General features: G+C 63.6%; 27 protein-coding genes. 15 read left to right on the top strand and 12 right to left on the bottom strand.

What is annotated here, in order from left to right:
- The first annotated feature begins 13 nt into the window (after positions 1-13).
- Genes ccoG through ccoS form a run of 4 tightly spaced genes read left to right on the top strand, consistent with a single transcriptional unit; the run spans position 14 to position 4,309 of the window.
- Positions 14-1,498: a cytochrome c oxidase accessory protein CcoG gene (gene ccoG, locus DBR16_RS13340; protein WP_109261718.1), complete on the top strand. Its 1,485-nt coding sequence runs from the start codon at positions 14-16 to the stop codon at positions 1,496-1,498.
- Positions 1,495-1,953 (top strand): FixH family protein, encoded by a 459-nt coding sequence (locus DBR16_RS13335; protein WP_109261717.1) that lies wholly within the window; start codon positions 1,495-1,497, stop codon positions 1,951-1,953. Before ccoG ends, DBR16_RS13335 begins: the two co-directional genes overlap by 4 nt.
- Positions 1,941-4,100 (top strand): heavy metal translocating P-type ATPase, encoded by a 2,160-nt coding sequence (locus DBR16_RS13330; RefSeq protein ID WP_109261716.1) that lies wholly within the window; start codon positions 1,941-1,943, stop codon positions 4,098-4,100. Before DBR16_RS13335 ends, DBR16_RS13330 begins: the two co-directional genes overlap by 13 nt.
- A complete protein-coding gene (gene ccoS / locus DBR16_RS13325; protein WP_109261715.1) occupies positions 4,100-4,309 on the top strand; it encodes a cbb3-type cytochrome oxidase assembly protein CcoS in 210 nt (69 codons plus the stop codon). The genes DBR16_RS13330 and ccoS overlap by 1 nt, the downstream gene beginning before the upstream one ends.
- Here ccoS and DBR16_RS13320 read toward each other — a convergent pair.
- Positions 4,267-5,037 carry a DUF2189 domain-containing protein gene (locus tag DBR16_RS13320; RefSeq protein ID WP_109261714.1) on the bottom strand — a complete coding sequence of 257 codons (771 nt, stop codon included), beginning with the start codon at positions 5,035-5,037 and terminating at the stop codon, positions 4,267-4,269. The genes ccoS and DBR16_RS13320 overlap by 43 nt on opposite strands.
- 75 nt (positions 5,038-5,112) lie before the next feature.
- Here DBR16_RS13320 and DBR16_RS13315 point away from each other — a divergent pair, with 75 nt between their 5' ends.
- Positions 5,113-5,859 carry a sulfite exporter TauE/SafE family protein gene (locus tag DBR16_RS13315; protein WP_109261713.1) on the top strand — a complete coding sequence of 249 codons (747 nt, stop codon included), beginning with the start codon at positions 5,113-5,115 and terminating at the stop codon, positions 5,857-5,859.
- A gap of 12 nt (positions 5,860-5,871) precedes the next feature.
- Here the strand turns inward: DBR16_RS13315 and DBR16_RS13310 are convergent, their stop codons facing one another.
- The 3 genes from DBR16_RS13310 to DBR16_RS13295 all read right to left on the bottom strand — a co-directional run bounded on the left by DBR16_RS13310 (position 5,872) and on the right by DBR16_RS13295 (position 8,176).
- Complete coding sequence (locus DBR16_RS13310) at positions 5,872-6,975, bottom strand: hypothetical protein (protein WP_125184572.1); 1,104 nt, start codon at positions 6,973-6,975, stop codon at positions 5,872-5,874.
- Between the two features lie 199 nt (positions 6,976-7,174).
- Positions 7,175-7,645: a hypothetical protein gene (locus tag DBR16_RS13910; protein ID WP_125184571.1), complete on the bottom strand. Its 471-nt coding sequence runs from the start codon at positions 7,643-7,645 to the stop codon at positions 7,175-7,177.
- Between the two features lie 3 nt (positions 7,646-7,648).
- Entirely contained in the window at positions 7,649-8,176 is a 528-nt protein-coding gene (locus tag DBR16_RS13295; RefSeq protein WP_109261709.1) for a CC0125/CC1285 family lipoprotein, read from the bottom strand.
- A 133-nt stretch (positions 8,177-8,309) separates the two neighbouring features.
- Here DBR16_RS13295 and DBR16_RS13290 point away from each other — a divergent pair, with 133 nt between their 5' ends.
- Positions 8,310-8,648, top strand: coding sequence for a hypothetical protein (locus DBR16_RS13290; protein WP_109261708.1), 339 nt, complete (start codon positions 8,310-8,312; stop codon positions 8,646-8,648).
- Here the strand turns inward: DBR16_RS13290 and DBR16_RS13285 are convergent, their stop codons facing one another.
- The 5 genes from DBR16_RS13285 to DBR16_RS13265 form a co-directional block, all read right to left on the bottom strand.
- Complete coding sequence (locus DBR16_RS13285) at positions 8,649-9,935, bottom strand: tetratricopeptide repeat protein (RefSeq protein ID WP_109261707.1); 1,287 nt, start codon at positions 9,933-9,935, stop codon at positions 8,649-8,651.
- Positions 9,936-10,029: 94 nt separating this feature from the next.
- Positions 10,030-11,265 (bottom strand): argininosuccinate synthase, encoded by a 1,236-nt coding sequence (locus DBR16_RS13280; protein ID WP_109261706.1) that lies wholly within the window; start codon positions 11,263-11,265, stop codon positions 10,030-10,032.
- A gap of 66 nt (positions 11,266-11,331) precedes the next feature.
- Positions 11,332-12,039, bottom strand: a complete 708-nt coding sequence (locus tag DBR16_RS13275; protein ID WP_109261705.1) for an SdpI family protein — start codon at positions 12,037-12,039, stop codon at positions 11,332-11,334.
- Positions 12,036-12,308 (bottom strand): metalloregulator ArsR/SmtB family transcription factor, encoded by a 273-nt coding sequence (locus tag DBR16_RS13270; protein ID WP_109261704.1) that lies wholly within the window; start codon positions 12,306-12,308, stop codon positions 12,036-12,038. The genes DBR16_RS13275 and DBR16_RS13270 overlap by 4 nt, the downstream gene beginning before the upstream one ends.
- A 107-nt stretch (positions 12,309-12,415) precedes the next feature.
- Positions 12,416-13,594 (bottom strand): dipeptidase, encoded by a 1,179-nt coding sequence (locus tag DBR16_RS13265; protein ID WP_109261703.1) that lies wholly within the window; start codon positions 13,592-13,594, stop codon positions 12,416-12,418.
- Between the two features lie 162 nt (positions 13,595-13,756).
- Between DBR16_RS13265 and DBR16_RS13260 the strand changes: the two genes are divergently transcribed.
- Positions 13,757-15,382 carry a Na/Pi cotransporter family protein gene (locus DBR16_RS13260; RefSeq protein WP_109261702.1) on the top strand — a complete coding sequence of 542 codons (1,626 nt, stop codon included), beginning with the start codon at positions 13,757-13,759 and terminating at the stop codon, positions 15,380-15,382.
- Here the strand turns inward: DBR16_RS13260 and DBR16_RS13255 are convergent.
- Positions 15,379-15,843: a hypothetical protein gene (locus DBR16_RS13255; RefSeq protein WP_109261701.1), complete on the bottom strand. Its 465-nt coding sequence runs from the start codon at positions 15,841-15,843 to the stop codon at positions 15,379-15,381. The genes DBR16_RS13260 and DBR16_RS13255 overlap by 4 nt on opposite strands.
- Before the next feature lie 176 nt (positions 15,844-16,019).
- Here DBR16_RS13255 and DBR16_RS13250 point away from each other — a divergent pair, with 176 nt between their 5' ends.
- The 3 genes from DBR16_RS13250 (at position 16,020) to pyrF (ending at position 18,629) form a co-directional block, all read left to right on the top strand.
- Complete coding sequence (locus tag DBR16_RS13250; protein ID WP_109261700.1) at positions 16,020-16,931, top strand: cupin domain-containing protein; 912 nt, start codon at positions 16,020-16,022, stop codon at positions 16,929-16,931.
- Between the two features lie 171 nt (positions 16,932-17,102).
- Entirely contained in the window at positions 17,103-17,939 is an 837-nt protein-coding gene (locus DBR16_RS13245; protein WP_109261699.1) for an SDR family NAD(P)-dependent oxidoreductase, read from the top strand.
- Positions 17,940-17,942: 3 nt separating this feature from the next.
- Complete coding sequence (gene pyrF / locus DBR16_RS13240) at positions 17,943-18,629, top strand: orotidine-5'-phosphate decarboxylase (RefSeq protein ID WP_109261698.1); 687 nt, start codon at positions 17,943-17,945, stop codon at positions 18,627-18,629.
- On the opposite strand, the gene DBR16_RS14155 is transcribed toward pyrF, so the two are convergent.
- Positions 18,626-19,882 carry a hypothetical protein gene (locus DBR16_RS14155; RefSeq protein ID WP_267894811.1) on the bottom strand — a complete coding sequence of 419 codons (1,257 nt, stop codon included), beginning with the start codon at positions 19,880-19,882 and terminating at the stop codon, positions 18,626-18,628. The two genes, pyrF and DBR16_RS14155, sit on opposite strands and share 4 nt — an antisense overlap.
- A 63-nt stretch (positions 19,883-19,945) precedes the next feature.
- Positions 19,946-20,152, bottom strand: coding sequence for a DUF1674 domain-containing protein (locus DBR16_RS13230; protein ID WP_109261697.1), 207 nt, complete (start codon positions 20,150-20,152; stop codon positions 19,946-19,948).
- 46 nt (positions 20,153-20,198) lie between these two features.
- Between DBR16_RS13230 and DBR16_RS13225 the strand changes: the two genes are divergently transcribed.
- The 5 genes from DBR16_RS13225 (at position 20,199) to DBR16_RS13205 (ending at position 26,457) form a co-directional block, all read left to right on the top strand.
- Positions 20,199-21,503: an RsmB/NOP family class I SAM-dependent RNA methyltransferase gene (locus tag DBR16_RS13225; RefSeq protein ID WP_109261696.1), complete on the top strand. Its 1,305-nt coding sequence runs from the start codon at positions 20,199-20,201 to the stop codon at positions 21,501-21,503.
- 43 nt (positions 21,504-21,546) lie between these two features.
- Positions 21,547-22,209, top strand: coding sequence for a ribulose-phosphate 3-epimerase (gene rpe / locus DBR16_RS13220; RefSeq protein ID WP_109261695.1), 663 nt, complete (start codon positions 21,547-21,549; stop codon positions 22,207-22,209).
- Between the two features lie 5 nt (positions 22,210-22,214).
- Positions 22,215-23,930, top strand: a complete 1,716-nt coding sequence (locus DBR16_RS13215; RefSeq protein ID WP_109261694.1) for a heparinase II/III family protein — start codon at positions 22,215-22,217, stop codon at positions 23,928-23,930.
- A 76-nt stretch (positions 23,931-24,006) separates the two neighbouring features.
- A complete protein-coding gene (gene purH / locus DBR16_RS13210) occupies positions 24,007-25,596 on the top strand; it encodes a bifunctional phosphoribosylaminoimidazolecarboxamide formyltransferase/IMP cyclohydrolase (protein WP_109261693.1) in 1,590 nt (529 codons plus the stop codon).
- 3 nt (positions 25,597-25,599) lie between these two features.
- Entirely contained in the window at positions 25,600-26,457 is an 858-nt protein-coding gene (locus tag DBR16_RS13205) for a dienelactone hydrolase family protein (protein WP_109261692.1), read from the top strand.
- Positions 26,458-26,467 lie beyond the last annotated feature (10 nt).

Raw genomic sequence — 26,467 nt, 5'->3', positions numbered from 1 at the left:
CATAAGTGCGGATATGAGCACGGCCCGACATAATCTGATTTCCGCCCCGGGGGTTGCCACCCACGATGTGGAAGCTGTCAACGACGCCAAAAAGCGCAAACTCTACAAGAAGCGCGAGCCCATCTATCCCAAGCTGGTGCACGGTAAATTCCGGCTCGCCAAATGGGTGTTCATGGTGCTGGCGCTGGGGGCGTATTACTTCATCCCCTTCCTGCGCTGGGACCGCGGCCCGTCGGCGCCGGACCAGGCCGTGCTGATCGATTTTGAAGGCCGGCGCTTCTATTTCTTCTTCATCGAGATCTGGCCGCAGGAAATCTATTATGTCTCCGGCCTGCTGATTATCGCCGCGCTGGCCCTGTTCCTGGTGTCAGCGCTGTTTGGCCGGGTCTGGTGCGGCTATGCCTGCCCGCAGACCGTGTGGACAGATCTGTTCATTGCCGTCGAGCGCCTGTTCGAGGGCGACCGCAACAAGCGCATCAAGCTGGACCGGGCGAAATGGTCCTTCGACAAGGCGTGGCGAAAAATCGGCAAGCATTCGGTCTGGCTGGTGATTGCCGCGGCGACCGGCGGGGCGTGGATTCTGTATTTCCACGACGCCTATGACACGCTGTCACATTTCTTCACCGGCGGATCGCCGATCTCGGCCTATCTGTTCTTCGGGGTTCTGACCTTCACCACCTATACGCTGGCCGGGACCATGCGCGAGCAGGTGTGCATCTATATGTGCCCCTGGCCGCGCATCCAGGCGGCGATGACCGACCGCGATGCGCTGAATGTTGCCTACCGGGTGGATCGCGGCGAACCACGCGGGGCTCACAAGAAGGGCGAAAGCTGGGAAGGGCGCGGCGACTGCATCGATTGCAAGGCCTGTGTCGCGGCCTGCCCGATGGGGATTGATATCCGCGAAGGCTCGCAGCTGGAATGCATCCAGTGTGCGCTGTGCATAGATGCCTGCGATGACATCATGAAGAAGGTGGACCGGCCGACCGGGCTGATCTCCTATGACACGGATATCAATATCGACCGCCGCCATGCCGGGCTGGAGCCGATCTACAAATTCCTGCGGCCGCGCGTGCTGGTCTATGCCTTTGCGCTGGCGATTGCCGGGTCGATCATGTTGTTCGGCCTGACCACGCGCGCCAGCCTGGACGTCAATGTCACGCGCGACCGCAATCCGAATTTCGTGCAATTGTCGGACGGGTCGGTGCGCAATGGCTATACGCTGAAAGTCATCAACCGCACGCATGAGAACCGGGAATACAGGATCGCCATTGACGGGCCGGAGGGTCTGGAATGGCGGATTCTGGGCCAGGAAGAGACGCGCGGGCTGACCGTGGATGTACCGGCCGAGCGCACCCAGGATTTCCGCATCTTCCTGACCGTACCGCGCGAGGCGATCACTGCCAGCAATCAGAGCGTCATCTTCACCGTGTCGCCGGACGGTTCGGATGAAAGCCGCACGGCGGAGACCGTGTTCCTGTCGGGAGGATCAAGATGATCCGGGAGATCAAGGGCCATCACGTCCTCATCGGACTGCTGGTGTTTTTTGCCGTCATCATTGCCGTCAATGCGGTGTTCCTGACCCAGGCCATCCGCACTTTCCGCGGCGAGGACGAGCCGCGTTCCTATATCCAGGGCATCAATTACAATGACACGCTGGAGCGCCGCGATGCCCAGGCCGCGCTGGGCTGGACCGCGGTCAGCGCCGTCGACGCAACCGGTGTGCGCCTTGAAATCACGGATGCGGACGGGCAGGGCGTGACCGGGCTGATGATGGATGCGCGGCTGCGCCATCCGGCCGATTCCAGCCTCGATATTCCGCTGACGCTTCGCGGCGACGGGCCGGGCGTGTACCGTGCGCCAGCGGAGATACCGCCGGGGCGGTGGACGCTGGTGGTCTCGACGCCGGAGGGCCCGCCCTTTGAGATGGAACAGGAGATATGGCTGCAATAGATGCCAGCGGGGTTGATCCGGAAGCCTTCGTGCGCACGCGCGGCGGGCATCAGGAGATTGATCTGCTTGTTTCCGGCGTCCATTGCGCGGGCTGTATCTCGCGTGTGGAATCGGCGATGCGGGATTATCCCGGCGTCTCCAATGCGCGTCTGAACCTGTCGACCGGCCGCCTGTCGCTGGCCTGGAACGGCCCGTCCGGACAGGCCCGGGCGATGGTGAAGCGGCTAAGCGAGATCGGCTATCCGGCCACCCCGTTCGAGCCGGAGACCGGCGCGGATGCGGCCAGCCAGGAAGAGCGGCGGCTGCTGATCGCCATGGCGGTGGCCGCGTTTGCGACGGCCAATGTCATGCTGTTTTCGGTCTCGGTCTGGGCCGGAACGGATATGAGCGCACAGACGCGCGACCTGTTTCACTGGCTGTCGGCGCTGATCGCCCTGCCCGCCGTGGCGTTTTCCGGACGGCCTTTCTTCTCCTCGGCCTGGGTAGCGCTGCGGAACCGGCAGGTCAATATGGATGTGCCGATCTCGCTGGCGGTCACGCTGGCCTGCGGCCTCTCCCTCTACGAAACCATCAAGGGCGGCGAGGAAGCCTATTTCGATGCTGCCGTGATGCTGCTCTTCTTCCTCTTGATCGGGCGCTGGCTGAACAGCCGGCTGCGCGCCAAGGCGGGGGCGGCCGCGCGGCAATTGGCGGCGATGCAGGCGAGCACGGCGAACCGTATCGGCGCGGACGGCCAGCTCAAGGCGATTCCCGCGCGCGATGTCCGGCCCGGCGATATCCTGCTGGTGGCGGCGGGCGAGAAAATCCCGGTCGATGCCGAGGTGATCGAAGGCACAAGTCAGCTGGATGCCGCGCTGGTGACCGGCGAGACCCGCCCGGCAGACGCCAGTCCCGGCACGCAGATCTTTTCCGGCATGGTCAATCTCGGCGCGGCGCTGAAGCTGCGGGCAACGGCACGGCGCGATGATTCCCTGCTGGCAGAGATCAGCCGGCTGGTTGAAGCGGGCGAACAGAACCGGTCGCGCTATGTGAAGCTCGCCGATCATGCCGCGCGGCTCTACGTGCCCATCGTGCATGCGCTGGCGGCACTGACCCTGGTGGGATGGCTGGTCGTGGGAGCCGAACCGCGGACCGCCATCATCAATGCGATTGCGCTGTTGATCATCACCTGTCCGTGTGCGCTGGCACTGGCCGTTCCGGCCGTGCAGGTCGTGGCCTGCGGGCGGCTCTACAGATCCGGCGTGCTGGTCAAGTCCGGCGATGCGCTGGAACGTCTCGCCGAAGCCGATGCCGCAGCGTTCGACAAAACCGGAACGCTGACCCTTGGCCGCCCGCAACTGACAAACCGGGCGGCGATTTCCGACGCCGATTTCGAACTGGCCGCACGTCTGGCCCGCACCAGCCGCCATCCCCTGTCACGGGCGATTGCCGATCTCGCCGGGATGGGCGAGGTGGCCGATCATGTGGCCGAAACACCCGGCGGCGGGCTGGAAGCCATCATTGCGGGCGAGCGTGTGCGCCTCGGCTCGGCCAGCTGGATCGGGGCCGAGGCTGCAGGCGAGACGGTTTCGGAAGTCTGGCTGCAGGCCGGAGACCGGGCTCCGGTGCGCTTTGCCTTTGCCGACCGGTTGCGCAGCGATGCCGCTGATACTGTCCGGGCCGTCGAGGCGCTGGGCCTGCCGGCCCGCATCCTGTCCGGCGATCATACCGAAGCCGTGGCCGGGATGGCGCGCGAGCTGGGCATGGAAAGCTGGCAGGCGGGGCTGAAACCGGCCGAGAAGATTGCCGCGCTGGAAGCGGCCCGCGGCGATCACCGGCATGTGCTGATGGTGGGCGACGGGCTGAATGATGCCCCGGCGCTGGCGAGTGCCCATGTCTCCATGTCGCTGGCCAGTGCTGCGGATATTTCCAAGGCGGCCGCGGATTTCGTGATCCAGCGCGACCGGCTTTCGGCCATTCCCGAAGCGATCATCATTGCCCGCAAGGCCAGACGCCGTGTGCTGGAGAATTTCGGACTGGCCGTGGTTTACAACATGATCGCGGTGCCGCTGGCCGTGTTCGGATTTGTCACGCCGCTGGTGGCCGCCATTGCCATGTCGGCCTCCTCGCTGCTGGTGACGCTCAACGCCTTGAGGCTGGCGCGCTGATGGAAGTGCTGGTCTATCTCATCCCGATTGCGCTGGGTATGGGGGCGATCGGCCTCGGCGCTTTCCTGTGGACGCTGAAATCGGGCCAGTATGACGATCTGGACGGGGCCGCCCAGCGCATCCTGATGGAGGATGATGACCGGCCCCTGCCGGACCCGGAGCGTGCTCAGGCCGAGGCCGACGGCCCGGACGAGGTGCACAAATCCTGATAGGCGCGCCAGCTGGCATGACCCAGCCAGGGGAAGATCACCGCCAAGCCGACCAGGAAAAAGACCGACCCGATGGTGATCCAGAAAGCGATCAGCCAGGCCCAGGTGAGCATGGCGAAGGGATAGCGGCGCACCGCCGTGACCGAGGCGATCAGGGCGGTGGCAGCATCGACTTCGCGGTCGATCAGCATGGGAAAGGAAATCACCGAGATCGAGAAGGCGGCAATGGCCAGCGCCGCGCCGATCAGCGTGCCGGCAACGGCCATGGTCATGCCGGCCGGATGGCTTAGCACCCAGGAGGAAAATTCGGCCAGACTCGTATAATCCTGTGAGGCAAAATAGGCGTAGAGGAATTGCGCGATGCGGGCCCAGCCCAGGAGCAATATGATCAGAAGCAGGCCCAGAAAGGCGACCTGCGAGATTTTCTCTCCGGAGACCAGCCAGATATCGCTGAAACGGACCGCCTTGCCTTCATCAAGGTGCTTGGAGACCTGGTAGAAGCCGACCGCGAACAGGGGCGCGATCAGGGCAAAGCTGGAGAGCGCCACCGGGATCCAGGCTGCCATATCCAGCCACCACAGGCCGGCGGACAGGGCCGCGCCGAGCGCGACGAAAATCAGGCCGTAGCCGATGGAAACGACTGGCGCGCGCATAAGATCACTGGCGCCGGCTTTCAGCCAGCGCATGGGCGCGCCCGGCCGGATGGCATTGAGTTCGATGGCTGGCATGTCTTCCCTCCCCGGAATATCCATACACATTATAGGGTCTGATCGCGTCGCTTGCCCAGCGGCGTAGTGCCGCGCATGCCATACTATCCACAAGCCGATTCCGGAGGCAATGTGCCCGCCATGGAAGCCTTGGCACAAATCAGTTTTCTGGGTGGTCTGATCGCGGGCCTTGCCAGCAGTCTGCATTGCGCCGGTATGTGCGGCGGCATTGCCTCGGGCCTGATGTTTTCCCTGTCGCCAGACCAGAGTGCGACCACGCGGCTGGGCGTTCTGATGACCGCGCAAAGCGGGCGGATGCTGGGCTATGTTCTGGCCGGTGCCGCGGTGGGGGCCGCCGGCACCGGGCTTTATTCGGTGATGGATTTTTCGGTCGCTCAGGCCGTCTTCCGCTGGGGCGCGGCGATGATGCTGGTCTGGATCGGCCTGTCGCTGACCGGTCATCTGCCCGCGCCTCTGGTGCTGGACCGCCTGTTATTGCCGATCACCCGCTTTGTGATGAAGCCCGTTATGGCGGCCGGGCCGGTCTCGCCCTGGCTGGCGGGGCTCGCCTGGGGCGCTCTGCCGTGTGCCATGGTCTATGCCGCCCTGCTCTATGCCATGCTGGCGGGCAGCGCCTTGCAAGGCGCGCTGGTAATGCTGGGCTTTGGCCTTGGCACCTTGCCGTCTGTCACCGGCACGGCGCTGGGCATTGGCTGGCTGGAAAAGTCCGGCCGCAAGGCGCAATTCCGGTTGGCTGCAGGCCTCATCATCACCGCGCTGGGCATGGGCATGCTGCTGGTGCCGCCCGAAGTGATCGCCGCAATGTGCGGGCTGGAGCTTTAGACTTCCAAGGAGCTACTGGAACGATTCGAGGGGGCGCCGAGTAATGCGTACAGGAAGAAAACGTTGGCTCTGTTCCGGCCAGTCAATACAGATCACGTCATCCGTCGTGTCCCGGAACAAAAGGGATTGAGACGGTGCGTTACACCCGGTCTCGAAAATCATGCTTTGCGTAGCGCTAGCCGGGTCCACCAGGTGGAGCGTGCCGCCTTCATTCAGAACCAGCCGGTTTTCCTGCATTCCTTGCAAAGTGAGCCTCCGGCCTGAAGCGACATGGATATCATCATGGGTCAATATAATTGGCATTGCAGTAGCTGACGCTACCCGCCAGTCAATCAGGTGAAGCCGGTTCTCGAAGTGGCTTCTGTTGAGCAGCATCCCGTCTAGCATTTCTTCAGTTATCCAGTGCGCACGTTCGATCAGAACAATGCGGCCATCGGGAAGAATACTCGCCTGCTCAATTCGCGAGCGTTGATCGGATAGCTGGATGAATGCAATCTCTTCTGCGTCGGCGAGCACGCGGACGTAAGGATTGTGGTCATCATCGTAGTGCGGGGCGAATGAATACAACACACCGCCCTGATAGCTGTTCATGATAGCGCCATACCGGCCAGATAGATCAGGGACATTGGAGACGCGGGCAACCGATGCGCCGTCCGCATCGTAAACATTAACGCGGATCGCCCCGTCATGGCGTGTGCGCTCAACCCGATAACCTGTAACCGGGTCGATGGAGAAGTTTTCTACGGTTTCGCGTCGTGACGTCTCTTCTAGCGCAATCATGTCGATTTCACTGCCGGGATCACCAGCCGACACACCTGGGCCATGGAAGACGAATACCCGCTCGCCCAAGGTCAGCATCGACAAATTTGTGTTCGGCGGACTGACGAATTCACGCACGGGATGATCGATATCCACCCTCCCAACAAATTCGCCATTGTCATCAAAGCGAATGAAAATATTCGTCAGGCCCGTGCTCAATCGCGGGATACAGGATCCAATCAGATCGCCACTCGGTTCAAGAATTCCATATTTGTAGCAGGACACAACGTCGCTATCGCCGAGCCTTATTTGCGGCCCTTGCGCATCCGAGCACCCGGCTGTACCGGCAATCAGCATGATTGCCCAAAAATTCGCTATCCAACCTACTGGCATCCGCCGATCATTCTCGACCTCGGCGTATAAGGCAAGAGAGCGGTTGTTGGCCTAACCCGCTTTCGGCCGCCTGAAGTGATCGCGGCGATGTGCGGGATGGAGGTCTAGCCCTGGCTGGCATTTGCCAGACCTGTGATTACTGAGTTTGGCAGCCGTAAGTCTTTTACTCGTGCTCGAAAGCCATGATCGCACATATGTCGCGCAACTCGGTCGGACTGATGGGTGAATCGTCGTCGGATATTTGCAGGTAGACCTGCCTAAGCCGCTGATTGTTATCAAAACGAAATCCACCAAATCCATCTGATGGCGCCACAAAGGCACGACGGAATAGCAAGCAACCTATCGCTATGCTCTCAAGGTAGGGGCTCCCCATCTCGCTGGACGATTCACCATGGTAGGCCGCGTACCAAAGCCTTGCCTCGTCCAACTCGTCCTGCGCCAAGCCTTCATACACGAGCCGGCGGATAGAAAAGGCTGATTGAAAGCATTCGCTCCGGATTGAATCTTCCACCGGGAACGGGCAAGCCGCCGCATGTGCGGCCAACAATTCAACAGCCGATGGCCGCGCCGGCCCGCCTGATCCGGTTGAGCAACCCGCCGAAAGAACGGCAAGAAGCGTAATCCAGAAGCGCAAACCCTAACCCATTTCCGGCCGGACAATGCCAGGGCCCAGATTGCGGATCACTTCCGCTGCGTTGAAGTCATTGGCATCATCGCCGGACGGGCGGCGGCCCATGACGATTTCGGCCACAGCTTCATAGCGCGTGGTCTCGCGATAGCGCGTGTCATTCCAGAAGGGGTCATGCCAGCCATACCAGCCATAACGCGGATGGTAGTAGCGGTAATCGACATAGAAGCGCGAATAGAAGGGATCACCGCCCCAGGTGCGCGTATCCTCGTCCGTGGCGCGCTGCACCACGGTGAAATGCTCATAGCCGCGTTCGCGCGTCAGCTCGGCGGCGCGATAGAGCAGATAGGTTTCCACGGTTTCGCGATCGGTCAGGGAATTGCCGGCAAAGGTGATGCGATAGCGATCGCGCTCGATGGCCTGCTCGCTATAGCCATAGACGCTGCCGCCGGGCTGATTGGCGGCCTGATAGGGGGTCGGGGTGGCGCAGGCCGTCAGAAGGACGCCGGCCACCAGCATCAAGGTGGTTATCCGCATGGCAATCTCTCCATTTCAATGTCCTCGCAGGGACAAGTATGAGCCTGTTGCGCGGGTTTTTCCAGTGGTGTCATTCCGGGTTCATCGAATCCGTGGCAGGCTGGGGCCGAACAGATTTCATGAAGGAGTTTCCATGTTCCGTATTCTCTCCGCCAGCGCGGCTGTCATCGCTCTGAGCGCCGCCGCTTCGGCTCTTACCCCGCAGGAAGACCTGACCGCGGCCTGCACCGAATCCGGCAATGATGCCGAACAGTGCAGCTGCGCCGCCGATTATATCGTCGAGACGCTGGACGAGAACGAACTCGCCTTCATGATGGCAACGATGGAAGCGGAAACCGAGGATCCGGCGGAAATCATGGCGATTGCCGCCGCCAACGGCATGGAGCTGGCCGACATCATGGTGATGGGTCAGAAAATGCAGACCGCCGAGCCGGAAATGCGCGAAGCCTGCGGCATTGAAGAGCTTAACTGATCAATCCAGATCATATTCCAGAATGACGGTGGGCGGCACGGCTTCGGTCGGGCCGCTGCCATCCTCCGGCCACAGCGCCCAGGGCGCATTGGCAACGAAAAACACCCGGTCATCCTGTACATCCACCAGTGTCGGCTCGCCAAAATCGGGGTGATTACGGAGGAGAATCTCCGTGTTCGCGACCCCGAGCCCGTCTGCGGACAGGTCGATCGCAATCACGGCATGCGGCGAGACGCCATTGCGCACGGCGATCAAGCGGCCCTCGCGGGTGGCGGCAAGGCCATCAATACCGATCAGGCTTTCCGTTCCGGGGCGCACCTGCTGCGCCGTGCCGTCCGCCAGATCGACGCGCCATAATCCCAGCGCATAATCGGCGACATAGAGCGCGCCATCGGCCAGCGCTGCGCCCTGCAGGCCGCCAAAGCGCGGATCTTCGGACAGGATTTCTAGCGAGCCGGACAGCGAGCTGAGCTGGTAGATGCGGTTGGCGCCGCTATCGACGGCCCAGACCATGCCATCACGCGTCACCAGATCGGCGATCCGCTCCGCATCCTCCATTTCATAGCGGCGGTAGACATCGCCGGTAATCATGTCGAGCGCGACGAGGGCAGTGGTGGCCGCCTCACCTTCTTCCAGCGGGGTTTGCGGCAGGGTGCCTGTCGCCGCCCAGATGACACGGTTCACATCATCAGACGCCAGGCCGAAGACCGATTGCAGACCGTCTCCGGCATCGGCAAAAACCTGCGCCGCGCTTCGGTCAAACGGCTCGACCACCCAGACCTTGCGGCCCACGACATCGGACAGGAAAATCCGGTCGGTCTCGATCTCGACGGCAATGCCTTCAATCAGGCTGTCCGGGAGGGCGATCTGCGCGGCGCGTTCGGCCTGTCCGGCCGGGCCCGAATGGCGGGCCAGCAAGCCATCGAGCGCAGCATAGCGGTCCGGATATGTCTCGCGCAGGCGGGCATCGGTTTCGCCCAGACGCGAGAGGTCAAAGGCAATCCCGGCCTCTGCCACCGCTTCGAGCGCGCCCAGCAGCAATTCGTCATCGCCGCTGGCCATGCCGATCTGTGCCAGGCCCAAGAGGATGCCGGGGTGACCGGGCTGCAGGGCGCGTGCCGCGCTCAGGGACCGGCGGGCGGCCTCATAATCGCCGGCCTCTGCGGCGCGGGCCGCTTCCATGCGCAGCGTGCGCGAGGTCTCGAACGGGGCGAGCGGGTCCGGCGGCGCGTCCTGTGCAAAACCGGCAGAAGACAGCAGGCAAAGCGCGGCAAGGGAACGGATCATTCAGACACTCATCTGTTAGCGGTGGCCAATTGGACGATATTTGCGCGCGCGGCGCATCTGACAATTTCGCGAGAAAGATTGCCGGCCGGACAGCTCAGTCATTTTCGCCCAGCCGCTTGCGGCGCGCCGCCATCAGCTGCAGGCGCAGCGCATTGAGGCGGATGAAGCCCTGCGCGTCCTTCTGGTCATAGACATCGTCCTCCTCGAAGGTGACATGTTCGAGGCTGTAGAGCGAGGCCGGCGAGTGGCGGCCGACGACATTGACCGAGCCCTTGAACAGGCGCAGGCGGACATCGCCGGTCACGTATTTCTGCGAATGGTCGATCGCCGCCTGCAGCATTTCGCGCTCGGGCGAGAACCAGAAGCCCTCATAGAGGATTTTGGCATATTTCGGCATCAGCTCGTCCTTGAGATGCATGGCCCCGCGGTCGAGCGTGATCTGCTCGATGCCGCGATGCGCTGCCATCAGGATGGAGCCGCCGGGGGTTTCATAGATGCCGCGTGATTTCATGCCGACAAAGCGGTTTTCCACCAGGTCGAGGCGGCCAATGCCATGGGCGCGGCCCAGATCATTGAGGCGCTCGATCAGCGTCGCCGGAGACAGTTTTTCGCCATTGACCGCCACGGCATCGCCTTTTTCAAAGGAAATGACGATGTATTCGGCCTCGTTGGGCGCATCCTCGGGCGCGAGCGTGCGCTGGAAGGTTTCCTCGAAAGCCTGCGCCGACGGATCTTCCAGATTCTTGCCCTCCGAAGAGGTGTGCCAGAGATTGGCATCGACGGAAAACGGCGCTTCGCCGCGCTTGTCCTTGGGGATTTGAAGCCCGCGGCTTTCGGCATAGGCGATCAGCTTGGTGCGCGAGGTCAGGTCCCATTCGCGCCAGGGCGCGATGACGTGCAGGGACGGGTCGAGGGCGGCAAAGCCCAGCTCGAAGCGGACCTGGTCATTGCCCTTGCCGGTCGCGCCATGGGCGACGGCATCAGCGCCGGTCTCGTGCGCGATCTCGACGAGGCGCTTGGCGATCAGCGGGCGGGCAATGGAGGTGCCGAGCAGGTAGAGGCCTTCATAGACGGCGTTGGCGCGGACCATGGGGAAGATGTAGTCGCGGGCAAATTCCTCGCGCACATCCTCGATGAAAATGTGTTCCGGCTTGACGCCGGCGGCCAGCGCTTTTTCACGCGCCGGCTCGATCTCCTCGCCCTGGCCCAGATCGGCGGTGAAGGTGACGACTTCGGCGTCATATTCTTCCTGCAGCCATTTGACCGCGATGGATGTGTCCAGCCCGCCCGAATAGGCCAGAACGATCCGCTTGATATCCCTGCGCGCCATGCCGCGTCTCCCGATGCTCGAATGCGGCGGAAACTACCGCACCTGCGAAGCCGCGCAACATTTCAATCAGACGCCGGAATTGTCCTCATCGGCGTCCTCCGGGCTCAGGGTTTCGCGGGCCGGATCATTTTTCCAGACCTGCCAGGAATAGATGACGAGAAACAGCGTCTTGGCGATGAGGGCGGCGCCCAGCGCCATGACCACCGGTTCGGGCGGCAGGGTGAAGGCCGCGGCCAGCCCGGCGAGCCCGATCGGCAGGAAAAGGCGGCTGGCCATGCGGTGGGTCTTGTCCCAGCTGAGATCCGAGGACAGCGTCCAGGGGGTGCGGATGCCGGCGAAGAAATTCGGCCGCGCCTTGGCGATGACCATGCCGACGAGCAACATCAGGAGGGAGATGAAAACAGCGATTCCGCGCGCCATCACCTCACCGTCCACACCACCGCCAAGGGCGGTCCAGGTGATCAGCCCCTGCCCGCCGGCCAGCGCCAGAACGCCGATCATCCAGCCAACGATGTAGAGCGGCTTTGACCGCCGGAGATTGCGTCCGCGCGGGTCGATATTCGGGGCGATGCCCAGCAGGAAGGTGATGCCAAGAAGGAGCGCCGGAAGAAACAGGAAGGCCTCGGCTTTCGAGCCCGTCCGGTTGACCTCGCCCGACAGGCTGAAATGCACGGCGACCTCCGCCCCCGGCGGCGTATTGATCCAGCCATAGGCGGAAAAGATCACGGCAATCACGAAGGCGAAGGCGGAAATCAGCATTCCCAGACGGATCATGTGTCAGTCTCCCTTTTGCCCACCAGCCCCATGAGCAAGGCAATGGCTTCTTCGGCGGCGCCGGCATTGAGCCGGTAGCGGATGGTGGTGCCATGGCGTTCGGCGCGGATCAGCCCCGCCTCTTTCAGCGCGGTGAAATGGCCCGACATGGTCGGCTTGGACACGGGGAAGGCGGCGGCCAGATCACCCGCCGTCATCGGTCCGTCCCGCAGTTTTTTCAGCACCTGACGCCGGACCGGGTGGGCCAGCGCCTTGAAAACATCACTCATGGCCGATGATTGACATGGCCTTTATTTAGCGTCAAGACTAATTAGTGAAATTACGAATGAGGAATACATGCCGCCGAGGCGTTAACCCCCAAGCATGCGAGTAGACCCTATTCCTCCGGCAAGTTCTCGAGGAAGAAGCGGATCTGGTTTTCGCCCATCACCGCGCGGATATCGGCTTCGCTCATCCCGCCGGCCAGCAGGGCATCGGTGAGCGCGGCCAGTTCCGAGGCATCGAATGTGGCGGTGATGGAGCCATCATAGTCCGAACCCAGCGCCACCGCCTCCACGCCGAAAATATCGGCCGCATGGGCAATGACGCGGGCAATACCCGCCGGGCTGTCATCACAGGTGACATCGGCCCAGAAGCCGATACCGATCAGGCCGCCGCGCGCCGCGATTTCGGCCAGAAGCGCGTCGGGAATATTGCGCGGCGTCTCGCACAGGGAGCGCACCCCGGTATGCGAGACAATCAGCGGGGCGCCGGTCATGTCCAGCACTTCGCGGACCACGGCTTCGGAGGAATGGGCAAGATCGAGAATGAAGCCCCGGTCGAGCAGATCGCGCACCGCTTCGCGGCCGAATTCCGTCAGCCCGGCATTGGACAGGCCATGCAGGGAGCCGCCCAGCTCATTGTCGAAGAAGTGCTGCAGGCCAACAACGCGATAGCCCTCCGCATAGAGGCGCGGAATATTCGCCAGATCGCCTTCCAGCGGATGGGCACCCTCCGTGCCGAGAATTCCGGCCACCATGTCCGGATTGTCCGCTTGGGCGGCCAGCGCCGCTTCCAGATCGGCGCGGTTTTTCACCACGACGAAGTCGCCGTCGGACCGCTCTGCCGCGCGATGCAGGCGGCGGGCATGAAAGCGGGCGCGATTATAGAGCGAGTTCCAGGTGTCGACCGGCCAGCGCTGGGCAATCGCCAGCAGGGTGATGTCGTCGCTGGTGGCATCATTGGTTTCGTAATTCATGTTGGACGGCGTCTTGGTCACCGAGGTGAAGACCTGCAGCACAACACCGCCTTCGCGCAGGCGCGGCAGATCGGTATGGCCGCGGCCATAGCGGCGCACCGGATCGCGCGACCACAACAAAAGATCGGAATGAAGGTCCGCGACGCGCAGCGTGTCATGCAGGGCCTGAGCCTCTGGCGAAATGACATAGGGATCGTGCGGAGTGACGGCGTTCAGCGCATCATCCACCCGCGGCGGCAGGATGAAGAAAAAGAAGACGGCCACCGACAGGACGATGACCAGACCGGCGATGCCGGCCCATTTCAGAACTGCACGCATGATTTCCCTCCCCCGGACCCCGCAAACTCTGACCCGGTCGACGGATAGAGGCAAGGGTGTTGCGGCCGGACGCGCAGCACTTTCATGTCTGAAACAAGGGTTGTTTTCACGGTGCGCGGGCGCAGCTAGTCTGCGCGCCATGATCTGTTCCGGACGCTCCTTATGCTGATGATCCTGCTGAATGCTGCGGGCGGGCTGGCCCTGTTCATGCTGGCCATGGCGATGATGACGGACGGGCTGAAGGCCGCCGCGGGCGGGGGGCTGCGCGATTTGTTGCGCGGCTGGACCTCCTCGGTCCTGCGCGGGGTGGCCGCCGGAGCGCTGATCACCGGCGTGTTGCAATCCTCCAGCGCGGTCCTCGTGGCGGTCATCGGTTTCGTCAATGCCGGCATTCTGTCCCTGCGGCAGGCCCTCGGCGTCGTGTTTGGCGCCAATATCGGCACGACGATGACGGGCTGGCTGGTGGCAGCGACGGGCATTGGCTTCCCGGTCGAGCATTATGCGCTGCCGGTCATAGCCCTGGGCGTGCTGCTGCGTTTCCTCGCTGCTGGCAAGCGTCTGCAGGGTCTTGGCGAGGCGTTGACCGGTTTTGGCTTGTTCTTCCTCGGCCTGTCGGTGCTGAAGGACGCTTTCGCGGGCGTGGTGGAGACCTATGGCGCCGAGGCGTTCGGCTTTGCGGCCGGAGGCGGGCCGGGCCCGCTGGCGCTGCTTCTGCTCGCCGGATTCGCGATCACGGTGCTGACCCAGTCCTCCTCGGCTTCCATTGCCATTATCTTCACCGCCGCTGCCGAAGGGCTGATCGGCCTGCCCGGCGCGGCGATGGCGGTGATCGGGGCCAATCTGGGCACCACGTCCACCGCCGCTTTCGCCACGCTGACGGCGACCGCAAACGCCCGCCGTGTCGCCGCCGGACATATCGCGTTCAACCTGATCGCGGGGGCCGCCGCACTGGTTCTATTGCCGCTGATGCTGATGCTGGCCGGCTGGATCAGCCACGCCCTGACGCCCGGCGAAAGTCCGGCGATGATGCTGGCGATTTTCCACACCGGTTTCAATATTCTGGGCCTGATCGTCATGCTGCCCCTTGCCGGGGTGTTGGCGGCCCGGCTGGAGCGCCTGTTCCGCACGGCGGAGGACGACATCTCGCGGCCCCGGCATCTCGACATCACGCTGCGCGCCACGCCGGCGCTGGCCCTGCCCGCGATCCGGGCCGAGCTGGCACGGCTTCATGATGAGGCCGCGGCCCTGGCAGGGCTGGCGCTTTCGCCGAAGCCGGGCGCGCGGGGTGCGCTGGCCCGGCGCGCGGTTGCCTGCCGCCAGCTGGGCCGCGCCATCACCGAATTTGCCACCCGGCTGCGCATGCAGGAGATGCCGCGCAGCGAAGCCGAGGCGCTGCCGGTCATGCTGCGCGTCGGACGTTATTTCGAGGAGGCGGCGCGGCTTTCTCCCGCAGCGCTGGAGGCGCGCCCCGCCATTGCGGCGCTGGGCGGGGCGGAAGCGAGAGACGCGGCACGGGAGGCGCTGAACAGCGCAAGGCGGGCGATTACGTTATCGGCGGGACCGGACGATCCCGGCCATGCCAGCGGACGCGACGCCGCGCTGGAGGCCTTCGAAACCGCCTATCAGCTGGCCAAGTCCGAAATTCTGCGGGCCGCCGCGCAGGGCGAAGCGGGACCGGAGGCGGTGGACGCGGCGCTGGATGCGCTCAGCCATGTCCGCCGCCTGACCGAGCAGATGGTCAAGGGCGACCGCCTTCTGGATCCTGAAACCCCGGAGCGGACCGCCTAATCGTGCAGGAAGGCATAGGGCGGGCGCGGCCGTCCCGTGAAATTCCAGTAGACCGCTCCGCCGATCAGCCCCGCCACCGCAAACAGGCCGATGATGGGAGAGGGCGGCTGGGTGATGGCCGATGCGCCATGCGCAATAAAGTGCATGATCGCGGCACCGGTGAGCGCACCGGCGAGGGCGTCTGTCCATCCGCGGGGGATTTTCGCAAGGCGCATCCCCCAGATCAGGAGCAGGGCCGGAAAGGCGGCGAAAGCGGCGATATAGAAGCCCAGCGTGATCGCGATGATCAGCATGGAAAACAGGCCGGCGAAGGAAACCGGCTCGTCCCCGCCCCACAGCGCAATGATGAAAAAGACGATGGAGACGCACACGCTGGCCACCATGCTGGCGCCCAGAAAAGATATCGCCGGAAACAGAAAGCGCCGCACGAAAAGGCGTCCCAGCTGCTGAATGACGGTCATGCGCCTCTCCGTTTTGCGCCATCCTGCCGCAAGCCGGGCCGGGCCGGCAAGCCGGTCCGGCCTCCATCTTGCGTATCCGGCGGCAAGGCCTGTCCGGACGGGCCGGCCAGGCGGGATGTGTTCCGGGTTGGAACGCCCGCCGCCTCCGGTCCGGACAGCGATTGTGGAGCCCTGCCATGCCTGCCCCTTGCCCGCGTGTTTTTCCGTCCGGCCCATTCGATGCGAAGGCGCGGCGCGCTTTCGGCAGCGCGGTCACGCGTCATGCCCATGATCTGGGCGGTGATCCACTGTTCACCGATGCGGGGCTGGCCGAATTGCTGGACCGCTATCCGCGCGAGGATGTGGGCGTCTACACGATGGGCGAGGGGCCGGACAGCTGGCAGCGGGGGCGGCTGGGCGATATTTCAGGCGCCGAGCTGGTGCAGGCGGTGAAGGCTGGCAATCTGTGGCTCAATCTTCGCGGATCGAGCGCGCGCGATGCCTATCTTGGTGGCATGAACCGGCAGATTTTCAGCGAGCTGAAGCGCGCCCTGCCCGGCTTCATGCCGTTCCGCACCGACCTGGCCCTGCTGATCTCCTCGCCCGGCGCGCGCGTGTCCTATCATCTCGATGTGCCGCGCGTCATGCTGTTCCATGTGCGGGGCCGCAAGCGGATCTTCGTCTATCCGCGGGAATCGCCTTTCATCGCGGCACGGGATCTGGAGCGTGTGGTCAGCGAGGCAACGACCGAGGCGATTCCCTATGATCGCAGCTTTGATGCCGGGGCGCAGGTCTTCGATCTGGTGCCCGGCGACATGCTGTCCTGGCCGCAGAACGGGCCGCACCGGATCGAGAACGGGCCGGATCTCAATGTCTCGCTGTCGGTCGAATACATGACGCCCGCCGCCCTGATGCGGGCCAATGCGGTGCTGGCCAATGCCTGGCTGCGCGAGCGGTCCGGTTATGAAGGCGGGCTGGAAGCGCGGCCGGGTTTCGGCTGGCTGCCGAAATTTGCGCTGGCGCGCTGGCTGCGCGTGATCGAACCGCGGCAGGCCCGGCCGGAAACGCTGGCGCGCACATTCGTGGTGGAGCGCGGTTTTACGGGCTAGCGGCCGGGCATGGCAGAACGCGTCTCCACGGCGGGCCGGATGGCGTTATAGTGGGGCTGTGATCTTTCACCGATTGCCTCCGGCGTGGATAAAATCGTAGGAGTCGTAGTAGGAGACAAAATCTCCCGATTCCAGTTTTATCCCCGCTTTCCGCCGCCAAAGGACTGATACATGGCCCGCAAACTCGTTCTCATCACCGGCGCATCCTCCGGCATCGGCGATGCCATGGCCCGGCAATTCGCCGCAAAGGGCTGGGATCTGGCGCTGGTCGCCCGCCGCGAAGACCGTCTGAAAGATCTGGCCGCGGAAATGAAGGCCAAGAATGGCGTCGACAGCCTGGTCATTCCGGCCGACCTTTCCAGGCCGGGCGAGCCGGAGCGCATTTTCGCGGAAATCGAAAAGGCCGGCCGTCAGATCGACGGGCTGGTCAATAATGCCGGGGCCGGACAGCCGGGATATTTCACCGAAACCGGCTGGGCCGATCAGGCGCGCTTCCTCGAGCTGATGGTGACCAGCTATCTCAAGCTGATTCACCTCGTCCTGCCGGGCATGGAAGAGCGCAAGTTCGGCCGCATCATCAATGTCTCGTCCGTTTCCGCCCTGCTGCCGGTCTCGCCCGGCCATACGCGGTTTTCCGGCACAATCTATCCCGGCGCAAAAAGTCTTCTGATCAAGGTGTCACAATCGCTGAAAGCGGAAATGATCGGCAAGAATGTTCACGCCACCGCGGTCTGTCCCGGCTACACCTGGTCGGAATTCCATGATGTGAACGGGGCGCGCCAGTCGGTTTCGCAACTGCCCTCCTACTGGATGCTGAAAGCCGAGGATGTCGCCGCCACCGCCTATGATGCCGTGGAGCGCAACAAAGCCGTCAGCGTGCCGGGGGCATGGTATAAATTCATGACCGGGCTGATGCGGGTTCTGCCCGATCCGGTGGGCGAATGGCTGATTGCGCAGCAGGCCCGGCGCGCCATGAAGCGCGCCCAAGCCACACAAGCGGCGGAGTAGGCCATGAAAGACCGTCTGATCGTCGCCCTCGACCTGCCCTCCACCGCCGAAGCGGAGGCCATGACCGCGCAATGCGGGGAGGTGGTCTCCTTCTACAAGATCGGGCTGCAACTCCTGCCCGTGGGCGGGATGGAGCTGAGTGAGCGCTTGCGCCGCCAGGGCAAGAAAGTGTTTCTGGACTTCAAGCTGCACGACATTCCCACCACGGTGGAAAAGGCGACGCGGTCGATTGCCTCGCGCGGCGGGGATTTGCTGACCGTGCATGCCGAACCGCCGGTGATGCGGGCGGCGGTGGCCGGGCGCGGCGATGATCCGGATCTGAAACTGCTCGGCGTGACCGTGCTGACGTCCTATGATGATGCCATGCTGACCGAGATGGGCTATCGGATGGGCGCGCGCGATCTGGTGATGCGGCGGGTCGAACAGGCACTGGAAGCGGGCATGGATGGCATTGTCGCCAGCCCGCTGGAAGCCGCTGAAATCCGGGAAAAATTCGGAGACGGCTTTCTGATCGTGACGCCGGGCATCCGGCCCTCATGGTCCAGCCAGGATGATCAGGCGCGGGCGGCAACTCCTGCTGATGCCTTGCGCAATGGCGCGACGCATCTGGTGGTCGGACGGCCGGTCAATGCCGCTTCTGATTCGGCTGACGCCGCGCGGAAAATCCTGGAGGAGATGGGCGCGGCCTAATAGCTGCCGCCGCCTCCGCCATAACCCCCGCCGCCATAACCGCCGCCGGAGTAACCGCCACCGCCATAGCCACCACCACCGTAGCCGCCGCCACCATAGCCGCCGCCATGACCTCCGCCATATCCGCCGCCTCCGTGACCGCCATAACCACCCCCGCCATGGCCACCGCCACCGCCCGTAAAGCGGACGCCGGTATTGACGCGGACATTGGTGTTTACATTGACATTGGCCGAGGCATTGGCGCTGGAACCGGCATTCGATCCGGCCCCGCTGCCGGCAAAGGCGCGCGAACGTCCGCCACCACTCTGGATGATGAAAGTGCCGCCTCCGCCGCCATAATAGACCGGGGAACGGCCACCGACACCCGGAAAGATCGGGCCGGTATAGGTCGCATATTCGCTGGAATGCCCACAGCCGCTGTGATGCCGGTGATGATGGTCACAGCCACAGGAAGATGAGTGGCCGCCCGAGGAATAACCGCCCGAATCGCGCCAGTAGCGGCCATCCTGGCCATGCCATTCGCGCGCATAACGGGTGCGGGTGTATTCGCTCTCGCGTCGGTAATAGCTGTCCTCGCGCACAACATAGCGTGGCGGCTCGTAGCGTGGAGGTTCGTATCGCGGCGGCTCATAATGCGGCGGACGCCGCGGAACATCGACAAGGCGGCACGGCCCCCCAGACGCATTCCACTCGGTTTCGGTCGGGACCGGATCGAGAATCACACAGGGATGACCCGGCATGCGGCGGGGGCCATGCGGCCCTCCGCGGTAATCGGCATATCGATCTGACTCGTAGCGTCCCGTATCATCTCGATGTCCGGAGCTGTTCGGAATGTAATCGCCGTCATCGATATAGGAATACCGGGAGCGGCCAGATGTGGGTTGCCTCAGAAGGCGACTGCCTTCGTTATTCCTGAAAATATATCCTTCCGGCGTATAATCCGACCGATAGTCCACCGAGGTCGCCGGACCGGAATTGCCGCCGGTGTCATATCCGCTATAGGCGCCGGTCTCATATCCGCCGGACATTGTGCCCGAATGGCCAGCACCGGAATATGTGCCGGAACGATCCACCACACAGATGGGCTCGGACTGACCTTCCGGGAAAATCTGACGTGTACCGGCCGGACATTCCGCATAGCGAATCTGTGCCCCGGCCGGGATATTTTGGCCACCGAGAAGGCGATTATGGTCCTGCGCCACCGCCGGACCGGCAGCCGCGAGAACGAGGAAGGAGGCGAGCATCTTGTTCATTAACAGAATGCTAATGCCAAAGCCGTGCCAGAGAATAGCGGTTTCCCTTGGCGGGCGAAGCGCTCAGAAGTCCGACACGACGCCCTTGCGTTCCCAATCTCCGAATCGCGTGGGTTCGGGCCCAGCCGGGCCATTGATTTCCCTGGGAGATTCGGCGGCACCCTGGGCCTGCTCGCGCCGGCGTGCGGCCTCTTCCAGCGCGCGTTTCGCGGCTGCACTCAGTTGCTTTCCGGGCGCGGCGCCCGCGGGAGGTGTTTCAGACGTGCTCATGGACGGGGAGATAGCGCGCCAGAACGCGACATGCTAGGGCGCGCGCATGAATCCCGGACTCGATGCCCGCCGCGCCGCCGTGCGCGCCCTGAAATTTGTGCTGGAAAGCCGCACCGCACTGGATGCCGCGCTGTCGCAGACGCCCGAATTCGCCCGCATGGAAGCGCGCGACAAGGCCTTTGCGCGGATGATCTCGGCGACCACGCTACGCCGCCGCGGTCAGATCCACGCCGTGCTGTCAGCCTTTCTCGAACACGATCTGCCCGATCATGCCGGCGAGGCGCGCCTCTTGCTTGAAACCGCGGTCGCGCAAATCCTGTTTCTGGACACCAAGCCTCATGCTGCCGTGTCCGAAGCGGTGACATTGGCCAAGACCTCGGCGGAATCGAAACGGTTTTCGGGCCTGATCAATGCCGTGCTCCGCAAAGTCGTGGCCGGCGGCAAGGATATTGCCGATGCAACGCCGCTGTCAGACAATCTGCCGAACTGGCTGCGCGAAAGCTGGCAGGCGGCCTATGGCATGCGGACGGTTGAGGCGATCTGTGCTGTCGTCATGGGCGATCCGCCGCTGGACCTTTCGCTCAAATCCGCAGACGAGGCCGGAAAGTGGGCCGAAGCTATCGGGGCCGAGGTGTTGCCGACCGGAACGCTTCGCAAGCCGGACATTGGCGATATCACCGCCCTGCCCGGCTTTGATGAGGGTGCGTGGTGGGCACAGGATGCCGGAGCCGCGCTGCCCGCGCGCCTGCTCGATGTGCAGCCCGGTGAAACCGTTCTGGATCTGTGTGCGGCACCGGGCGGCAAAACCATGCAACTGGCTGCGGCCGGCGCATCCGTGACGGCGCTCGACGCCTCGCCCAAACGCATGCGGCGCGTTGCGGACAATCTCGGCCGCACCGGGCTTGCCGCCGAATGTGTCACGGCGGACGGGCAAAGCTGGGGTCAAGACGCCTCCTTTGATGCCATCCTGCTGGATGCGCCCTGCTCGGCAACCGGGACGTTGCGCCGCCGCCCGGATGCTGCGTGGATCAAGAATGAAGATGACATTGCCTCCCTCGTCCCGATACAGGACGGGTTGCTGGACAATGCCGCACGCCTGCTGAAACCGGGCGGGCGGATGGTGATCTGCACCTGCTCGCTGCAGCCCGAGGAAGGCGAAGGCTGGCTTGAGCGCGGGCTGGCGCGCAATCCGGACCTGGAGACTGACAGGATTCTGCCGGACGAGCTGCCAGAGCTGGAGCGCGCCATTCTGGATTCCGGTTCTGTGCGGCTGACGCCCGACATGTGGTCCACACGCGGCGGAATTGACGGTTTCTTCATCGCGCGATTGCGGAAAAGCGGCAAAGTCTGACGGCTTGCTTGCGCGGGCCCGGGCGCACTGTTATGCGCATTGCATGGCAGACACCGTCCTGATTGCTCCCTCCATTCTGTCCGCCGATTTCGCGCGGCTGGGCGAGGACGTGCGTGCGATTGACGCTGCGGGCGCCGACTGGATCCATGTCGATGTGATGGACGGACATTATGTGCCCAATCTGACCATCGGACCGGGCGTTGTAAAAGCCCTGCGGCCGCATTCGGCAAAGACGTTTGATTGCCATCTGATGATTGCGCCGATTGACCCTTTTATCGAGGCCTTTGCCGAGGCTGGCGCGGACATCATCACGGCGCATCCAGAAGCCGGCCCGCATTTTCACCGCACAGTGCAAGCCATCAAGGGCGCAGGCTGCAAGGCCGGGGCGGCATTGAACCCGTCCACGCCCGAGACCGTGATTGATCATGTTCTCGACGAGCTGGATGTGGTGCTGGTGATGAGCGTCAATCCGGGTTTTGGTGGCCAGAGCTTCATTTCCTCCCAGCTCCGGAAAATTGAAGCGCTGGCGAAAACCATCGAGAGGCGCGGTCTGGACGTGATCATCGAGGTTGATGGCGGGATCAATCCGGAAACCGCCCGGCAATGCGTGAATGCCGGAGCGCGAGCGCTGGTGGCGGGAACGGCGGTATTCAAGGGCGGCCCCGCCAGTTATGCGGCAAACATCAAAGCCCTTCGGGGAGACTAGCCGCAATGACCCGTGTGGTCCGGATTTCAGATTATGCCGAAGCGATCAGCCGGAAGATCAGGCGCGAGCTTTTTGACACGCTCAATTCGATCGGCGGCGCGAATGCATTGTCGGCAGGCAGCCTGCCGCAAACTCCCTTTTCACCGCCGTTGAAAGATGTACGGGGCGCAGATGCCGCACGCGGGGCCGCGATTCTGGATGGCCGTTTCGCATTTGCCGGACAGGTGCTGGAAAGCGATGATCCTTTTTCCCTGCCCGCGCCATCGGAGCGTTTTGCCCGTGCGCTTCACGGGTTTTCGTGGTTGCGGGACTTGCTGGCCTGCAAGGATGGACAAGCCAGGGCCCGCGCCGGCGAGCTGATTGATGCCTGGATGGCCGGTTTTGGCAAATGGAACAGCTTTTCCTGGGCGCCGGAAGTCAGCGCCGTGCGCGTCATCAACTGGGTTCTGGCCGGCTCGCTGTTCGCGGGCGAGCCGGAGCGGTTGAAATCCCTTATGCGCCAGGCCCGGCATCTCAAACGGTCGGCCATCCATAGCTATACCGATCTGGATCATATCCGCACTGGCGCCGCCCTCATGCTTGCGGGCGCGGCGCTCGAGACCGACAGCCTGCGTCAGGCGGGACAGAAAATATTCGAAGCCGAATTGCCGCGGCAGATTTTTACCGATGGCGGACATTGCAGCCGCTCACCTTCTGCTGCCGCCGAAATCCTCACCCTGCTGACCCTGATCGATACCGCGGAGGCCCATGCCAATCGCGAGACACCGGAAGTGATCAGCCGGGCCATGGACAGAATGGCACCTATCGTCCGTTTCTTCCGTCTGGGTGATGGCGGGCTGGCGTCATTCCAGGGGGGTGGCGAGGGGGACCGCCGGGCGCTTGACCTCATCCTGTCGGCCCGCGATACCGGCTCGAAATCTTTCGGATTTGCGCCCAATAGCGGCTATCAGCGGATCGAGGCGGGCGGTGCCTTATTGATTCTGGATGCCGGCAAACCGGTCAAGGGGCCATCCTCGGTCTCCGCGCATGCCGGGACGCTCGCTTTCGAGCTGGCGGCGGGCGGACACCGCATAATCGTCAATTGCGGATGGGCAGAACACCAGCCGACCAGCTGGCGGGAAGCGGTGCGGGCCACAGCGGCGCATTCAACGCTGACCCTGGAAGAAACCTCCTCTGCCCGCCTGGTGCCCCCGGGTTGGCGCCGGACGCTTCTGGGGCCCCGATTCGAGCATCAGCCCGGAATGGTCGCCGCCCGGCGCAATGAAGAGGATATCGGCACCTGGATCGAGGCCAGCCAGGACGGCTATCACGCCAGCTTCGGCCTGCATCACCGGCGGCGCCTGTTTCTGGCAGCGGATGGCGGGGATCTACGCGGCGAGGACGGCCTGTTCCGTCCGGTCGAGGACGGGCCGCCGGATGATGTGGACCGGCGATACCGGTTTGCCATCCGTTTTCACCTGCATCCCGGCGTCAAGGCTTCGCTGGCCCGCGACGGCATGAGCGCGCTTCTGGTGCTGGGGAATGGCGATGGCTGGCGTTTCCGCACCGATGGCGGACCGATCCGGATCGAACGGTCTGTCTATCTTGCGGCCGGGGGGAGCCCGAAACGATCCTCGCAAATCGTTGTCCAGGGTGAAGCCGAGCCTTTCGGAGCCGGGGAGCGCCCGCCCAACCGTGTGCGCTGGGCGTTTCAGCGGCTGGGCCGCGTTGGCGGGACGTAAGCGTTCCTGTCTTTGCCTTGCCGCTTTCGCGTGATAATCGACGGCCAATCCAATCAAGTGAAAGTGTCTGCCTCTCATGAGCCAAACTGACCTTATTCCTGTCCGCCGCGCCCTGATTTCCCTGTCAGACAAGACCGGGCTGGAAGACCGGGCCCGCCGCCTGATCGCGCTCGGCGTGGAAATCCTGTCCACGGGCGGAACGCTGCGCGCCCTGCAGGGTTCGGGGATTGCGGCGAGGGACGTGACCGAGGTCACCGGTTTTCCGGAGATGATGGACGGGCGCCTGAAAACCCTGCACCCGCTGGTGCATGGCGGGCTTCTGGGCCGTCGCAATCTGGAAAGCGACCGGGCGTCCATGGCGGAGCATGGCATTCCCGATATCGACCTCTTATTCGTCAATCTCTACCCGTTTGAAGCCACCGTTGCCGCCGGCGCGGACTTCGAGACCTGTATCGAGAATATCGATATTGGCGGCCCGGCCATGTTGCGCGCCGCCGCCAAGAATCACCCCTTTGTTGCTGTCTGTGTCGACAATGAGGATGCAGATGCGGTTCTGGATGCCATGGACGACCATGCCGGTGCGACGCCCCTTGCGCTTCGCAAATCGCTTGCGGCCAAGGCCTATGGCCGGACAGCGGCCTATGATGCCGCCGTGTCCAACTGGTTCGCGAACGCGCTGGGCGACAAGACACCAGCCTTCCGGACATTTGGCGGGACCCGCCTGTCGGAGCTGCGCTATGGCGAAAATCCGCACCAGGCAGCGGCTTTCTATGCCAATGGGGCCGGCCGGGCGGGCGTCGCCACCGCGCAAGTCGTTCAGGGCAAGGCACTGTCCTACAATAATCTGGCGGATGCCGATGCCGCGTTCGAGCTGGCCGCGGAATTTTCAGACGAACCGGTTTGCGTGATCGTCAAGCATGCCAATCCCTGTGGCGTCGCACTGGGCAAGACGGTTCGCGATGCCTGGGACCGGGCCCTGATGGCGGATCCGATCTCGGCCTTTGGCGGCATTGTGGCGTTCAACCGTCCGATCGATGCGGAGACAGCCGATGGCCTCACCAAGCTCTTTCTTGAAGTCATTATCGCGCCCGGTGCGGACGAGGCGGCCCTCGATATCCTCTCCAAAAAAGCCAATCTCCGGATTCTGCTGACCGGGAGTATGCCCGATCCGCGGCAGGACAGCTGGACTGCCAAGACAGTGGCGGGCGGGCTTCTGGTGCAGGAGCGTGACAATGGGCTCGCCAGTGCGGACGACCTGAAGACGGTGACCGAAACCGCACCGGATGAGGCCACCATCAGGGATTTGCTGTTTGCCTGGACGGTCTGCAAACACGTCAAATCCAATGCGATTGTCTATGCCAGGGACGGAATGACGACCGGCATCGGTATGGGACAGACCAGCCGTGTCGAAGCTGCCAGGCTGGCCGCGCGCAAGGCTGTCGAGATCGCACAGGAAAATGGCTGGGATGAGCCAGCGACCATCGGGTCCGCCTGCGCCTCGGACGCCTTCTTCCCCTTTGCGGACGGGCTGATGGCGGCTGTCGAGGCCGGCGCAAGCAGTGTCATCCAGCCGGGCGGTTCGGTGCGCGACGAAGAGGTGATCGCGGCGGCCAACGAGGCCGGCATTGCCATGGTCTTCACCGGCATGCGGCATTTCCGGCATTAAGGGATGCGCCGCTGGCTGATCCGGGTGGGCTTGCTCTTTCTGGGGCTCGGCGTGGTCTACGGGGCCGCGGCCGCCCAGAATCTGTCCGGTCTGCTTGTTCCGGAGCGGACACTGAGTGAACATGTGGAAATGTTGCGGCCCGGAATCGGGATTGTCCGTCCCGGGGCCGTGGACGGGCCCGTGCCGGCCATCATTTTCTTTCATGGCTGCGGCGGAGAACGGCCCATGCATCTGGCACACGCCGAGGCGATTGCCGATGCCGGGTTTGCCGCCATCATCGTCGATTCTTTTGAACCCCGGGGAGTCGGGCGGTTCGCCGCCATGACGCAGGTCTGTTCGGCCTTGCGCCTGTGGGGGCAGGAGCGGACCGCCGATGTCTTTGCCGCGCTGGAAATTGCCCGTGAAACCGACGGTATTGATGCTGAGCGCCTGGTACTGGCAGGCTGGAGCCATGGCGGCTGGACGCTGCTGGATGCGATGAGCTTTGCGGGTGAAGGCGTGCGTCCACCTTCGCTGACAGACGGTGAGACCGGTTTTGACGGTGTTGCCCGCATTGTCCCGATCTATCCCTATTGCGGATTTCCGGCGCGGGCGTCCGGGCGGATTGGCCCCGGGCTGCCACCGATCGAAATGATCCTCGCCGAACGCGACCGGGTGGCCCCGCGCGGAGATTGCGAACGTCTGGCGCGGCAGGCCGTGGCGGCAGGCGCCGATATCACCTTTGACGTCTGGGAGGGCGTCACACACGCCTTTGACGATACCGACGCCCCCGCCCTTGATCCGCGCATGACCTATGATGCGGAAGCCGCGGCAAGGCTGCGGGCGAGGCTGATTGAAATTCTGCGCGAAACGCAAGACTGACTTTACGCAG

Source organism: Hyphobacterium indicum (assembly GCF_003129605.1).
GTDB lineage: Bacteria > Pseudomonadota > Alphaproteobacteria > Caulobacterales > Maricaulaceae > Hyphobacterium > Hyphobacterium indicum.
The sequence above is the reverse complement of the archived record's forward strand: the minus strand, read 5'-3'. Positions and strand labels throughout refer to the sequence as shown.

What these genes read in the sequence shown, in the direction of transcription:
- DBR16_RS13285 (WP_109261707.1), bottom strand. Translation starts at nt 9,935, where the DNA reads ATGATCCGTTCCCTTGCCGCGCTTTGCCTGCTGTCTTCTGCCGGTTTT.
- rpe (WP_109261695.1), top strand. Translation starts at nt 21,547, where the DNA reads ATGGCAGACACCGTCCTGATTGCTCCCTCCATTCTGTCCGCCGATTTC.
- DBR16_RS13320 (WP_109261714.1), bottom strand. Translation starts at nt 5,037, where the DNA reads ATGCCAGCCATCGAACTCAATGCCATCCGGCCGGGCGCGCCCATGCGC.
- DBR16_RS14155 (WP_267894811.1), bottom strand. Translation starts at nt 19,882, where the DNA reads ATGAACAAGATGCTCGCCTCCTTCCTCGTTCTCGCGGCTGCCGGTCCG.
- purH (WP_109261693.1), top strand. Translation starts at nt 24,007, where the DNA reads ATGAGCCAAACTGACCTTATTCCTGTCCGCCGCGCCCTGATTTCCCTG.
- DBR16_RS13275 (WP_109261705.1), bottom strand. Translation starts at nt 12,039, where the DNA reads ATGATCCGTCTGGGAATGCTGATTTCCGCCTTCGCCTTCGTGATTGCC.
- ccoG (WP_109261718.1), top strand. Translation starts at nt 14, where the DNA reads ATGAGCACGGCCCGACATAATCTGATTTCCGCCCCGGGGGTTGCCACC.
- DBR16_RS13255 (WP_109261701.1), bottom strand. Translation starts at nt 15,843, where the DNA reads ATGACCGTCATTCAGCAGCTGGGACGCCTTTTCGTGCGGCGCTTTCTG.
- DBR16_RS13250 (WP_109261700.1), top strand. Translation starts at nt 16,020, where the DNA reads ATGCCTGCCCCTTGCCCGCGTGTTTTTCCGTCCGGCCCATTCGATGCG.
- DBR16_RS13260 (WP_109261702.1), top strand. Translation starts at nt 13,757, where the DNA reads ATGCTGATGATCCTGCTGAATGCTGCGGGCGGGCTGGCCCTGTTCATG.
- DBR16_RS13335 (WP_109261717.1), top strand. Translation starts at nt 1,495, where the DNA reads ATGATCCGGGAGATCAAGGGCCATCACGTCCTCATCGGACTGCTGGTG.
- DBR16_RS13265 (WP_109261703.1), bottom strand. Translation starts at nt 13,594, where the DNA reads ATGCGTGCAGTTCTGAAATGGGCCGGCATCGCCGGTCTGGTCATCGTC.
- DBR16_RS13225 (WP_109261696.1), top strand. Translation starts at nt 20,199, where the DNA reads ATGAATCCCGGACTCGATGCCCGCCGCGCCGCCGTGCGCGCCCTGAAA.
- pyrF (WP_109261698.1), top strand. Translation starts at nt 17,943, where the DNA reads ATGAAAGACCGTCTGATCGTCGCCCTCGACCTGCCCTCCACCGCCGAA.
- DBR16_RS13245 (WP_109261699.1), top strand. Translation starts at nt 17,103, where the DNA reads ATGGCCCGCAAACTCGTTCTCATCACCGGCGCATCCTCCGGCATCGGC.
- DBR16_RS13295 (WP_109261709.1), bottom strand. Translation starts at nt 8,176, where the DNA reads ATGCGGATAACCACCTTGATGCTGGTGGCCGGCGTCCTTCTGACGGCC.
- DBR16_RS13205 (WP_109261692.1), top strand. Translation starts at nt 25,600, where the DNA reads ATGCGCCGCTGGCTGATCCGGGTGGGCTTGCTCTTTCTGGGGCTCGGC.
- DBR16_RS13290 (WP_109261708.1), top strand. Translation starts at nt 8,310, where the DNA reads ATGTTCCGTATTCTCTCCGCCAGCGCGGCTGTCATCGCTCTGAGCGCC.
- DBR16_RS13280 (WP_109261706.1), bottom strand. Translation starts at nt 11,265, where the DNA reads ATGGCGCGCAGGGATATCAAGCGGATCGTTCTGGCCTATTCGGGCGGG.
- ccoS (WP_109261715.1), top strand. Translation starts at nt 4,100, where the DNA reads ATGGAAGTGCTGGTCTATCTCATCCCGATTGCGCTGGGTATGGGGGCG.
- DBR16_RS13270 (WP_109261704.1), bottom strand. Translation starts at nt 12,308, where the DNA reads ATGAGTGATGTTTTCAAGGCGCTGGCCCACCCGGTCCGGCGTCAGGTG.
- DBR16_RS13310 (WP_125184572.1), bottom strand. Translation starts at nt 6,975, where the DNA reads ATGCTGATTGCCGGTACAGCCGGGTGCTCGGATGCGCAAGGGCCGCAA.
- DBR16_RS13230 (WP_109261697.1), bottom strand. Translation starts at nt 20,152, where the DNA reads ATGAGCACGTCTGAAACACCTCCCGCGGGCGCCGCGCCCGGAAAGCAA.
- DBR16_RS13330 (WP_109261716.1), top strand. Translation starts at nt 1,941, where the DNA reads ATGGCTGCAATAGATGCCAGCGGGGTTGATCCGGAAGCCTTCGTGCGC.
- DBR16_RS13215 (WP_109261694.1), top strand. Translation starts at nt 22,215, where the DNA reads ATGACCCGTGTGGTCCGGATTTCAGATTATGCCGAAGCGATCAGCCGG.
- DBR16_RS13315 (WP_109261713.1), top strand. Translation starts at nt 5,113, where the DNA reads ATGCCATACTATCCACAAGCCGATTCCGGAGGCAATGTGCCCGCCATG.